Annotated in this window: 10 protein-coding genes and 1 other RNA gene; 3 read left to right on the forward strand and 8 right to left on the reverse strand. The window is 73.0% G+C overall.

Features of this window, described 5'->3' with window-relative positions:
- Positions 1–39: 39 nt before the first annotated feature.
- Positions 40–1,992, reverse strand: coding sequence for a GDSL-type esterase/lipase family protein (locus HNR25_RS06815; RefSeq protein WP_312862395.1), 1,953 nt, complete (start codon positions 1,990–1,992; stop codon positions 40–42).
- Positions 1,993–2,504: 512 nt separating this feature from the next.
- Between HNR25_RS06815 and HNR25_RS06820 the strand changes: the two genes are divergently transcribed.
- The gene (locus HNR25_RS06820; RefSeq protein ID WP_184633858.1) at positions 2,505–3,410 is read left to right on the forward strand and encodes a hypothetical protein; all 906 of its coding nucleotides are present in this window, start codon (positions 2,505–2,507) and stop codon (positions 3,408–3,410) included.
- A 31-nt stretch (positions 3,411–3,441) separates the two neighbouring features.
- On the opposite strand, the gene HNR25_RS06825 is transcribed toward HNR25_RS06820, so the two are convergent.
- Entirely contained in the window at positions 3,442–4,005 is a 564-nt protein-coding gene (locus tag HNR25_RS06825; protein WP_184633859.1) for an NADPH-dependent FMN reductase, read from the reverse strand.
- A gap of 297 nt (positions 4,006–4,302) precedes the next feature.
- Positions 4,303–4,416, reverse strand: coding sequence for an ADP-ribose pyrophosphatase (locus HNR25_RS06830; RefSeq protein WP_246463534.1), 114 nt, complete (start codon positions 4,414–4,416; stop codon positions 4,303–4,305).
- Between the two features lie 152 nt (positions 4,417–4,568).
- Here HNR25_RS06830 and nagA point away from each other — a divergent pair, with 152 nt between their 5' ends.
- Together nagA and HNR25_RS06840 are read left to right on the forward strand one after the other, a co-directional pair.
- Positions 4,569–5,723 (forward strand): N-acetylglucosamine-6-phosphate deacetylase, encoded by a 1,155-nt coding sequence (gene nagA / locus HNR25_RS06835; RefSeq protein ID WP_184633860.1) that lies wholly within the window; start codon positions 4,569–4,571, stop codon positions 5,721–5,723.
- A gap of 161 nt (positions 5,724–5,884) precedes the next feature.
- On the forward strand, positions 5,885–6,202 hold the full coding sequence (locus tag HNR25_RS06840) for a hypothetical protein (protein ID WP_376767477.1): 318 nt from the start codon (positions 5,885–5,887) through the stop codon (positions 6,200–6,202).
- 233 nt (positions 6,203–6,435) lie between these two features.
- Here HNR25_RS06840 and ssrA read toward each other — a convergent pair.
- The 5 genes from ssrA to ftsE form a co-directional block, all read right to left on the reverse strand.
- Positions 6,436–6,806, reverse strand: a transfer-messenger RNA (tmRNA) gene (ssrA, locus tag HNR25_RS06845).
- 500 nt (positions 6,807–7,306) lie between these two features.
- Positions 7,307–9,322 (reverse strand): penicillin-binding transpeptidase domain-containing protein, encoded by a 2,016-nt coding sequence (locus HNR25_RS06850; protein ID WP_184633861.1) that lies wholly within the window; start codon positions 9,320–9,322, stop codon positions 7,307–7,309.
- 23 nt (positions 9,323–9,345) lie between these two features.
- Positions 9,346–9,810, reverse strand: a complete 465-nt coding sequence (gene smpB / locus HNR25_RS06855; RefSeq protein ID WP_184633862.1) for an SsrA-binding protein SmpB — start codon at positions 9,808–9,810, stop codon at positions 9,346–9,348.
- Between the two features lie 59 nt (positions 9,811–9,869).
- Entirely contained in the window at positions 9,870–10,778 is a 909-nt protein-coding gene (gene ftsX, locus HNR25_RS06860) for a permease-like cell division protein FtsX (RefSeq protein ID WP_184633863.1), read from the reverse strand.
- A gap of 75 nt (positions 10,779–10,853) precedes the next feature.
- Complete coding sequence (gene ftsE / locus HNR25_RS06865) at positions 10,854–11,543, reverse strand: cell division ATP-binding protein FtsE (protein ID WP_184633864.1); 690 nt, start codon at positions 11,541–11,543, stop codon at positions 10,854–10,856.
- Between the last annotated feature and the right edge of the window lie 105 nt (positions 11,544–11,648).

An 11,648-nucleotide genomic window follows, 5' to 3' on the forward strand; every position in this document is an offset into this window, starting at 1 on the left:
AAGGCGGCGGGCGGCGCGTGCCGGCGGCGCGGGATCCGGTCACGGCGCACCTCCGCTCACCGTCGCCGAGTAGCCTCCCCCGACGTAGTCGCGGTGCGCGCGGACCGCGAACTCCCAGCCGCGCGCTCCCCCGCCGATGGACCAGGCCGTCGCGCCGTCCACGACCGCGGCTCCGCTCCACCCCTCGCCTTCGCCGGGCCCCCGGCCGTCGCGCGGCTCGCACTCGGCCGGGTCGGTGCCCGGCGACGGCGCACCGGGCCGACCCGCTCCGCCGGAGTCCGTGTCCGACGGCGGCTCGGCCGTGCCCGCGCCGGCCGTCGGCGCCGGAGCGGACTCCGGGGGCGAGTCCGGCAGGCGGCAGCGCAGCGGGCGGCGCCACACCTCGTAATGGGTCGCCGACGGGACCTCCGCCCAGCTCAACCGTCCGCCGCCGGGGCCCACGCGGACCCGGTCGGGCGCCGGGGGCGGCTCGTCGTCGTAGACGACCTCCACCGGGTCCGAGCGGACGCCGCCGTCGCCGCCCTTGAACGGCTGGACGACGAACTCGTAGGTCGCCCCGGCCAGCAGGCCGTCGACCACGGCCGAGGGCCGCTCCCCCGCACCGGGGTCGGCGACCTCCAGGGGCAGGCGCACCCGCTCGTCGCGGTCGGGCCGCAGGCGCTGCTGGAGCACCTCGTAGCGCGTGGCGCCCGGCACCGGGCCCCAGCTCAGCCGCACGCCGCCGGCGGCCTGCTCGGATTCGACTTCGGGCGCCGTGCGCGGCCCGCCGCCCACCTCCGGCAGCGGGCGCGGGAACGGATCGCCCAGGCGCAGGTCCGCGGCGAGAGCGTCGGCGAACGCGGCCGCGATCTTCACCTCGCCGCCGGCACCGGGGTGGATACCGTCCCAGGTGTCGTCCGCGGGGGCGAATCCGGACGCGGTTCCGGCCACGGCGACGGGCGACCTCGCGCCGCTCATCTCGGCGGCCAGGCCGGGCAGCGCCGCGTTGAACCGGGCGATACGGGCGTTGATCTCCCCGTCGGATCCGCTGCCCCCGACCGGGGTGACCTCGCCCAGCACGATCCGGACCCCGCTCTCGGCCACCCGGGCGGCGGTGACGGCGTCGCGGACGGCCGAGAGGGCGTCGCCCGCCGAGCGGCCGCCGAAGAAGTCGTTCACGCCGGCCATGAACAGCAGGTAATGGGGGGCGTACTCGGCGACCTGCTCGCCGACGCCGTCGGCGAGCTCGGCCGCCGTGGCCCCCCACCGGCCCGCGTGGTCGGTGTCGAAGTCGGCGTCGGCGTAGCCGGTGGCGCCGGGGCTTGCGGTGACGTCGTCGACCACGGAGTCGTAGGGGCCGACGAAGTCGACGTCGGCGCCCGACCGGCCGTCCAGGTGCCGCCAGAGGCGGTAGCGCCAGGTGAAGTCGCCGGTACTGCCCTGGACGATGGAGTCGCCGACGATCATGACCCGGGAGGTGCCCTCGGGCGGGGCCGCGGCGGTGGGCGGCCCCGGATCTTCGCCGCCGGGGGCGTTTTCGGGGCCCGCGGCGCGGAAGGCGCCCATGACGCTCTGGATCAGCAGCAGCGTGACGAACATGGCGGCGGCGACGACGCCGAGCAGGCCCAGCGGAGTGGGTGTGAACCGCGGAGTGTCCTCGGCCCCGGTGCGCGGCGTCCGCTTGAGCAGGCGCCTGCGGCCGGGCGCAGCCGGTGCGGAAGCGGCGCCGGCCTGCGCACCGCCGGAGGAGGCGGGTGCGTCGGACTCGGCCGCGTCGCCGCCCTGCGCGTCCGGGGCGCCCCGGGGCTCCCGTGGCTCCTCGGCCTCCCGGCCCCGGCCGGTATCGGCGCCGTCGGGCTCGCCTCCTCCGCCTGCCGAACCCGCCGCATCCCCGGCACCGCGGGTGTCGGGGGCGGCGCGGTCGCGCAGCCGGCGCGGTACGACGCGGGCGATCCGGGCGGCGAGCCGCCCGAACCGGGAGGTGCGGCCGGGGCGATCGTGCTCGCTTGCCACGCCGGGATCACCTCCGGGTGACGCGCGCCGCCGGCATGGGCCCGGTCGGCGGAGCGGCCGAAGCGTGCGGTGGCACTGGGCTGTCCTCCGTGGCTGACGACGGCAGTCGGGGCCGTAGCGCCCTCTCCAGTAGAACATGTAGTACCCCGCAGCGACACACAGCGCCCGGTCGGCGCCGGAACCGAGCACCGCGGCTCCGGACACCCTGCCGACCTGGACACGCGCCGTGGGCGTCCGGGCGTGCGCGCACCGCCCCCCGGCGCGGGATTCGGGCGGCGCCCACCCTGCGCACCGCCGAACGCGGCGGCAGAACTTGTTATACGGGCACGGTCGACTAGGATCGGGCGGCACGTCCGACCGGCACGGCCGGGTGCGCCGGGTGCCGATCGTTCCCGCGCCGGCGCGGCGTCCGGCCCCTGTACCGAACCCGCACACGCTCTTCGCGCCCCGGCCCGGATCCGGCCGTCGCCCGCCCGGTCCGGGGCGCGGCACCGACCGGAAAGGCGGCGCCCGTGACAGGCCTGCTCGCCGCGCTGCTCTCCGCCGCCGTCTACTCCGTCGGCCTGACCGTGGAGCAGCGGGCGCTGCACCGCTCCCCCGGCATCAGCGTGCACCGGCCGCTGCACCTGGCCCGCGTCCTGCTGGGCAACGCGCGCTGGATGGCCGGCTGCGCGCTGGCGGCCGCGGGCAGCGTCGGACTGATCGTCGCGCTGGGCCTGGCGCCGGTCTCGGTGGTCCAGCCCGCTTTCGCGGGCGGGATCTCGACCATGCTGCTGATCACGGCCCTGGTCCTGGGAGAGCCGATCACCCGCGGGGAACGGCTGGCCCTGGCGCTGATGCCCGCCGCGCTGCTCCTGCTCAGCCTCTCGCTGGGCGCCGGCGGCAGTACCGGGACCACGCCGCATCTGCCGCTGCTGCTCGGGGTCACCGCGGCGACCGTTCTGGGCTGCGTGCTGGCCGTGGCCGCGGCGGGGCGCTCCGGCCGCTACGTGTCCGCGGCGGCGATGGGCGCGGCCGCCGGACTGGCCCAGGGCACTGCGGGCCTGCAAGGCAAGGCGGTGGGCGGACTGCTCGCCGACCACGGTGTCGCCGCGGCGGTGCCCGCCGTACTCGCCTCCCCCTACCCCTACCTGTACGCCGTCGGCTGGGCCGTGGGCATCGTGCTGTTCCAGACGTCGATGCAGCGTTCCCGCGCGGCGGTCACCGCGCCCGTCGCCAACGTGACGGGCAACGTGTTCATGGTGGTCGCCGGCACCGCCGTCTTCGCCGAGGACCTGCCCGGCGACCCGGCGCGGCTCGCCCTGCGCCTGGCCGGTTTCGCGCTGACCCTGGTCGTGGTGGTCCTCATCCGCGGCAACGTGGCCCGCGCCGAAGCCGACACCGCCCGCACCCGCGCCGCCCGCGAGAGCGCCCCCTGACACGGCGGCGGCGATGCGGGGAGCGTCCCGGTCACACCCGGACGGACAGGGCTCCGCCGAGTTCCGGTGCCGCCACCTCGGCCCAGGCGCCGACGACGCTGCGCGGCTCGGCGAGCTCGCGGCGGCTCACCAGCAGTCCCGGTTCGGCGACCCACGCCCCCAGGTCGGCCAGCAGCACCCGCAGGTCGTCCTCGATCGTGCGCCCGTTGCGCAGGTCGTCGACGACGGCCATCGGTACGGCCACCCCGTGCCCCAGGCCCAGTTCCGGCAGGCGGTCCAGGAACACCTTCAGCAGGCCCGTGTAGCTGCCGTGCGCCTGGGGCGAGGCCACCAGCAGTACGTCGCTGCGGCGCACGGTCTCCACGGCCTCGACGACGTCGCGGCCGGGACGTGCGGCCAGCAGTGCGGGACCGAGTTCGGCGAGGTCGACGACGTCGGTCCGGTCGGTTCCGGGTCGGGCGCCGGTGCCGCCGCGGGCCGCGCCCGGCGCCAGCGGGCCGACGAGGCGGGACAGGGCGGCCGAGGCGTGCGCGGCCGCGTCTCGGATCGCCGAGCGCGGCTCGGGATCGGCGACGACGACGGTGAAACGGGGCATGCTCGAACTCCTGGTGCGTGCGGCTGGTCTGACCGTGTGCGGGAGTGGGACCGGCGGCACCGTCGGCGCGCGGGACCGGTGACCGGCGGGGCGTCCCGCCGCTTGGCAGGGACGTGCGTCGGGGGCGCCGGGACGCGGCGGACGGAGGCGCCGGAAGCGCCGGCGGGCCGGGGCGCACGGGCTGCGGTCCGCAGCGGGGGCCGGGGCGGCGCTGCCGGGCGCTCGGCCCGGCGAAGGGCGGCACCGCGCCGCCCGTTCGGCGCCGGGCCGGGCGGGGAGCCGGGCTCCCCGCCGGCGCTACCTGCGACAGAGCGCGCTGGCCTGCTGGCGCAGGTCGACGTGCAAGCGCTGGACGAGCAGCTCACCGGCGGACATGGTCACCATGATGATCCGGGGCCCGGCTATCGTCAATGCGAGGCGGATGTGACCGCTCGCCCCCTGCCGCGCCGGAACCGGCGGCGCGTGCGGCGGACGGTCCCGTTATGCGGGGTCGTGCGGGGCGTGTGCGCCGCCCGCCGGACGAGGACGACCAGTGTGTTATCGGGCACAGGAGGACGCGCGACATGGGCCAAGGGCCGACCGGGACGACGCTGACGAACGCACGGCTGCTCACCCCGCACGGGGTCCGGGCGGGGTGGTTGCGGGCGGAGAACCAGCGGATCACGGCTCTCGGCACGGGTGAACCGCCCGAGAGCGACGCCGAACCCGTCGACGCCGAAGGGCGCTGGGTGATGCCCGGGGCCGTCGACATCCACATCCACGGCGGCGCGGGCGCCGCCTTCACCGACGCCGACCCCGAGCAGGCGATGCGCATCGTGGAGTTCAACCGCTCCTGCGGCGTCACCACCCTGGTCGGCGGGCTGGTGACCGCCGCGCCGGAGGACACGCTGGCGCAGATCACGGCCCTGGCCGAGGTCGCCGATGCGGGCGGCGTCGCCGGGGTGTACCTGGAAGGCCCCTACATCGCGCCGAGCAAGTGCGGGGCCCACGATCCGGAACTGCTGCGCGAACCCGACCCCGCCGAGTTCGGGCGGATGCTCAAGGCCGGACGCGGCCACGTGCGCATGATCACCGTCGCGCCGGAGCTGCCCGGGGCGCTGGAGCTGATCCGCGCGGCCGTCTCCGAAGGCGTGGTCGCCGCCGTCGGCCACACCGAGGCGACCTACGACCAGGCCCGGGCCGCTTTCGACGCGGGCGCGACGGTGGCCACCCACCTCTACAACCAGATGCGCCCGCTGCACCACCGCGAGCCCGGCCCGATCGCCGCCGCACTGAACGACGAGCGCGTCATCGTCGAACTGATCAACGACGGCGTGCACGTCCACCCGGGTGCGGCGCGGCTGGTGTTCGACGACGCCGGCGGCGACCGGGTCGCGCTGGTCACCGACGCCATGTCGGCAACCGGGCTGGGCGACGGCGAATACACCCTGGGCGACCTGCGGGTACGCGTCGAGGACGGCCGCGCCCGCATCGCCGAGACCGGGCAGATCGCCAGCAGCACGATCGTGCTTCCCGACGCGGTACGGCGGGCCGTGCACACCATGGGCGTCTCGCTGGAGGCGGCCGCCCGCGCCGCCACCGCGGTCCCGGCGCGGGCGCTGGACCTGCCCGGCGTAGGGTCGCTGACCGCGGGCGGCAAAGCCGACCTGCTCCTGCTGGACGACGACCTGTCGGTCGCCGGCGTCATGCACCACGGCTCCTGGGTGCGCCGGCCCTGACGCCGCGCCGGGGCGCGACCGGGGCGCCGTCCCGCCGGAGGTCCCGTGCCGGACGGCCCGGTGCGGGCGTCGGCGTGTCACCGGCACGGTACGACGTTTTCCGGGCACATAGAGCCACAATTTCGGTGACAGCGCGTGCCGCACGAGTGAAGGAGGCCGCCGTGGCCGACCGCCCCGCTAGCAGCAACTCCCGGCCCCCGCCCGCGCCCGTGCCCGGTTCCTCCGGACGTGCCCAGCTGTCCCAGCTGGCCACGGCGGTGACGCGCTACGGCGTGTGGGCCCGCGTCATCGACGACGCGGCGCCCTATCTGCGGGTCAGCAACCCCGGATCGGAATCCGCGGTCGAGGACGTCTTCTGCGAGTCCCGCACCCGCGACCACGCCTTCATCGCGTCCTTCGGCGTCCATTTGGGCAGCAGCGACAGCATCGACCTCACCGCCCGCAACGTCGCTTGGCTCGTCGGCGCCACACCCGGCTGAGCCCGGTCAGCTCCGCGGCGGCCGGCCGCCGCGGAGCGCGGCCGCCGGCGATGGCGCGCTCCAGGGCGCCCTCTGCGGCGGGCGCATCCTGCACCGCCGCCGGGGCCGACCGACGCGCTCGTCCCGGATCCGCCGTCGTGCACGGTCGGGTCCCCGGCATCCCGGACTCCCCCGGGGCATGAAAACGGCCCGCGGCGGTGGACGGCCGGAGCCGTCGACCGCCGCGGGCCGGATCGTGGAGGTGGCGGGAATCGAACCCGCGTCCTTCGATGACGCGCCAGGGCTTCTCCGAGCACAGTTCGCGCTAGCGTTCTACTCGGCTCCAGCGCTCTCACGAACGCGTCGCTGACGAGCCCAGCCACGTGAATGTCCCACCCAGACCCCGTGGCCTGGTCTGAGCGGTGAGTCCTCTAGACGATGCCGGACACTGGGCCGAGGACGAGCCCAGGCCGACAGAGACGCTATCGCTTAAGCGGCGAGAGCGACCTCAGTGCGCTTAGAATTGGCACTTGTGTTTATTGCGAGGCAGGATTTACGAGGTTACGTCGCAACCCTCGGCCCGCTTCCCCTGACACGGCGATCAAAGTCGAAACCGATCACCCCCGCTGTGAAATTTTCAACGGGCCTGAGCCCGCATGCGGGGACACCCGAGGCGCCCCCTTGCGATCCAACGCTACCTGTAGAACGCACCGGGGTCCAAGCTCATTCCCGAGATCGCAGCCGATTCGCGATCTTTCACGCGACCGGGGCGACCCGGCGCCGCCCGGCGGGGCGACCGCGGGCGGGCCGGGCACACAGGAATCCCCCGCGGGCGCGGACGGGAACCATCGACGCTGCCCGCGAGGGCGGCCGGCAGGGTCGGGCCGGCCTTTCCTTTTTCGGCAGGGCCTCCCCCGAGACGAGGTCCTGCTCTCCGACTGGGACTCCGCAACCCCCTTTGCGGTCCCAGTCACCCGTGAAGACGCATAACGGCCCCGCCGGGGTTGCCCGGGAACGGGATCTTTTTTCCGCTTCACACGGCACGCTCCGGATCGCGCGGTCCGGCCCGCCGACCGCCCTCGGGCGCATGCGGCTCGGCCCGGCTCCCCCGTCCCCGGGCGCGGACTACTCCACGGGCGCGGTGGTCGGGGCGCCCGGGGACTCGCCCCCGGCCTGGCCGGCCGGGTCCTCCGCGCCGGTGCCGGCGGCGCCGGCCTGCGAATCCCCCTGCTCCCCCAGCTCCTCGACGTAGCCGTAGGGCAGCTGCTGCAGGAACGCGCCTGTGGCGTCGACCGCGTACTGCTCCCACAGCTGGATGGACGGGTCCACCTCGGCCACCAGCGCGAACGCGAGGTCGCCCTGGTAGCCGACGAACCACTGCACCGCGGTCTCGTCCCCGCGCACCTGCTGCGTGGTGTTGGCCACCTGGCCGTGGACCGGTTCGGTGCCCACATCGGCGTTGACCGCGCTGACCTCCACGGCGGAGCGCATCATCTCCTGCACCTGCCCGACCGCGTCGGCGTCGAGCTCCGTGCTGGATCCGCCGGCGAGTTCGGCGGCCTCGTCGTCGGACACCAGTTTCGGCGGGTGCCATGTACCGTCCCGGACCGCGCCGGCCGCCAGCGCCATCGACAGCGGAGTGACCCGCACCTGATCCGATCCCGCCATGGCCGCAGCGGCTTCCCCCGCCGTATCGGGCGCGGTGAAGCTCCCGCTGGATGCGGGCACCGCCATCCGCCAGTCGCCACCGATGCCGAAGTCGCGCGCCGCCGAGGTGATCGCCTCGGCACCGACCTTCTCGCTCATCTGCGCGAATGCGGTCGTGCAGGAGTAGCTGAAGTCGGTGGCGAGGTCCGGCATCCCCGACAGGCCCGTGTTGTTGGGGGTGGTGAACGTGCGCCCGCCTACCGAGGTCTGGTTGTCGCAGGCCATGCGGTCGTCCGGGGAGTACGCTCCCCCTTGCAGCGCGGCGGTGTAGGACACGATGCTGAACGTCCCGCCGGGCCGGTACTCGGCGGTGAAGGCGCCGTCGTCGTCGTTTCCGCCGGTGCCGACCGAGGCGAGGACCTCGCCGGTCCCGGCGTCCAGCGCGACCATGTAGCCGCGCTCGGGCAGCGTGTCCAGGGCGGCCTGGCCGGCTTCCTGCACACGCACGTCCAGACTCGTCTCCAGCGACCCGCTCTGCAGGCCCGGCCACGAGTTGAGCACGCCGGTCTGCTCGCCCGCGCCGTCGAGCGTGACGACCTTCGTAGTGGCCGTTCCCGCCAAGCGCTGCTGGAAGATGTTCTGCAGCCCGGTCAGCCCCACGGTGTCGCCGGCCTGGTAGGTGCCCGCTACGCGGGAGGAGACGTTGTGCTCGGCGGTACCGGCGACCTCGCCCACGAACGGCGCCGCGGTGCGCGGCCTGAGGCGCATGTCGAGCTTCCGCGTGTCCACACCCGGGATCGACGTCGCCCGGTCGCGCAGATCGCCGCCGACCTCGCCGGCGCGCATCAGCACCAGCGGCTGGAACTCCTCGGGCGGCGCGGAACGGACGCGGTCCAGCAGCGGGCCGTCGTTCTCGTCCAGCAGCTCGGCGAGCCGGGCCACCCCGCGGTCCATGTCGGACATGTCGGCCGGAACAACGCCGAACGCGGTCACCTCGGTGGTGCCCACGAGCGGTTCCCCGTTGCGGTCGAGGATCTCTCCGCGGTCGGGGACGTCATAGCTGACGGCGATGCGCTCGTCCGCCCCGAGATCGGGGTGGACGACCGAGGGGTCCCACTGCACCACCCAGCCCCGGGGCTCTTCCTTCAACGGCATCGACCCGGTGTACTTCCACACCGGGTCGCCGATGCCCAGGTCGGCCTGGACGTCGAACTCGGCCGTCGCGGAGTCGCCGTCCTGGCTGACGGGACCCAGCGAGAAGCGCAGGCCCGCCAGGTCGAGCTGGCGGCGCGTGTCCTCCAGCGTGCCGGCGATCGTGTCGGTATCGCCGTCGGTGTAGGCGGCGGCTGCGGAGTAGTCGCCGGCCTGCCACTTCAGCAGGAAGTTGCGTACCGCCACCTCGGGCGAAGGCTGGGTCGTGCAGCCCGAGACCGCCGCGGCGACGGCGATCCCGGTTCCTGCTGCCAGTAGACGGCGTAGGCGGCGGGGGGACACCCTTGCGATCCTTTCACAGCGCTTCAGCGCCGACGCCGCAGAGCGCGCTCCATGTCGCGCTTGGCCTCGCGTTCGGCGATGTCGCGACGCTTGTCGTACGTGCGCTTACCACGCGCGAGGGCGATCTCGACCTTGGCCTTGCCCTCGCTGAAGTACAGCGACAGCGGAACCAGGGTGCGCCCGGACTCCTGGGTCTTGCCGATGAGCCGGGCGATCTCCTCGCGGTGCAACAGCAGCTTACGCCGTCTCTTGGCGGAGTGGTTGGTCCAGGTCCCCTGCGCGTATTCGGGGATGTGGACGTTCTCCAGCCAGATTTCGCCGTCCTTGACTTGGGCGAACCCGTCGATCAAGGAGGCCCGTCCGGCGCGCAGCGACTTCACCTCGGTGCCGGTCAGCACGATGCCGGCTTCGTAGGTGTCGTCGATATGGTAGTCGTACCGGGCGCGCCGGTTCTGCGCGATGAGCTTGCGCCCCTTTTCCTTCGGCACAGCTATCCCCCTTCTCGACCGCTGACGGTACGTGGGCCGCGGTCACCCGCCATGCCGGGTCATACCCGCAGATAGCGCCGCAGCGTCAGGAACGACGCGACGGTACAGAGCAGCACACCCAGGATGATCGACACGCCGATAACCGACAGCAGGGACCCGGTCGAAAGCGTGACGTCGAACTGGAACCACTCCTGGATGCGGGTAAGCAGCAGGAACCGCGCGGCGACGATGAACCCGGAGGCGATGATGCCGCCGATCAGGCCGGCGATGGCGCCTTCGAGCAGGAAGGGGAGCTGGATGTAGAAGTTGGACGCGCCGACCAGCCGCATGATGCCGGTCTCCTTGCGCCTATTGTAAGCCGCCAATCGCACGGTGTTGCCGATCAGCAGCGCCGCTGCGGCCAACTGCACGAAGGAGACGGTCAGCGCCGCGGTGGTGAGGCCGTCGAGCAGGCCGAAGAACTGTTCCAGCACCTGCTGATCGTCGTAGATCGTGTCGATGCCCTCGCGGCCCTGCATGTCGTTGGCCACGGCCTGGTACTTGCTGGGATCGGCCAGCTGCACCCGGAAGTTGTCGGGCAGATCGCCCTTGCGGACCGCGTCGATCATCGCCTGGTTGTTGGCGAAGCGGTCCTGGAAGTCCTTGAAGGCCTGCTCAGCGCTGACGTACTCGACGCTTTGGACCTGGTCCATCGACTCCAGGTCGCTCTGGATGTCCTGGCGCTGCTGATCGGTGGCCGGACCGTTCTCCTCACATGTGGTGGAGTTGGAGATCTCCGTGCACATGTAGATGGTCAGGGTCACCCGCTCGTTCCAGTACTGGCGCATCTGCGAAACCTGCTGGTTGATCAGCAGGCCGCCGCCGAACAGGGCGAGGGAGATGGCCACCGTGGTGATGACCGCCACGGTCATGGTCAGGTTGCGACGCAGACCGATCCAGATCTCGGAAAGTACGAATTGTGCACGCATGAGAGTTAAGGGTCCATCCTCGTGGGCTTCGCCGCGCTGCACTGACCAACGCAGGAGCGCTGGCAGGCCCGAGCGTCAGTACGCCTGTCCGTAGACGCCGCGGGTCTGGTCGCGCACGACCTCGCCCTCTTCGAGCTCGATCACGCGCTTGCGCATCGAGTCGACGATGGCGGCGTCGTGGGTCGCCATGACTACGGTCGTCCCGGTCCTGTTGATTCGGTCGAGCACCTTCATGATGCCGATCGACGTAGCGGGGTCGATGTTCCCCGTGGGCTCGTCAGCGAGCAGGATCTGCGGGCGGTTCACGAACGCCCGCGCGATGGCGACCCGCTGCTGCTCGCCGCCCGACAGCTCGTCGGGCATGCGGTCGGCCTTGCCTTCGAGGCCGACGAGTTCGACGACCTCGGGCACCACCTTGCGGATGAACCTCCGCGGCTTGCCGATCACCTCAAGGGCGAAGGCCACGTTCTCGAAAACGTTCTTGTTCGGCAGCAGCCGGAAGTCCTGGAAGACGCAGCCGATGCGGCGCCGCAGATGCGGAACCTTCCAGTTGGAAAGCCGCGCCAGGTCCTTGCCGGCGACGTGCACCCGGCCCTTGTTGGGCTTCTCCTCCTTCAGGACGAGCCTGAGGAAGGTCGACTTGCCCGATCCGGAGGGGCCGACGAGGAAGACGAACTCGCCCTTGCCGACGTCGATGGAGACGTCCTCCAGCGCAGGGTGCTTCTGGGTCGTATAGGCCTTGGTGACGTTCTCAAAATGGATCACGGCAGCATCACAAGGTTCTCAAAGGTAGGGGCGCCTCAACGGATGACTGGCTCCGCGGGAGGCAGTACCGGCCACAGGGCCAATCGTCAGTGTAGAGGTGATCGC

Origin of the sequence: Streptomonospora salina (assembly GCF_014204715.1) — a bacterium.
In the GTDB taxonomy this organism is placed as follows: domain Bacteria; phylum Actinomycetota; class Actinomycetes; order Streptosporangiales; family Streptosporangiaceae; genus Streptomonospora; species Streptomonospora salina.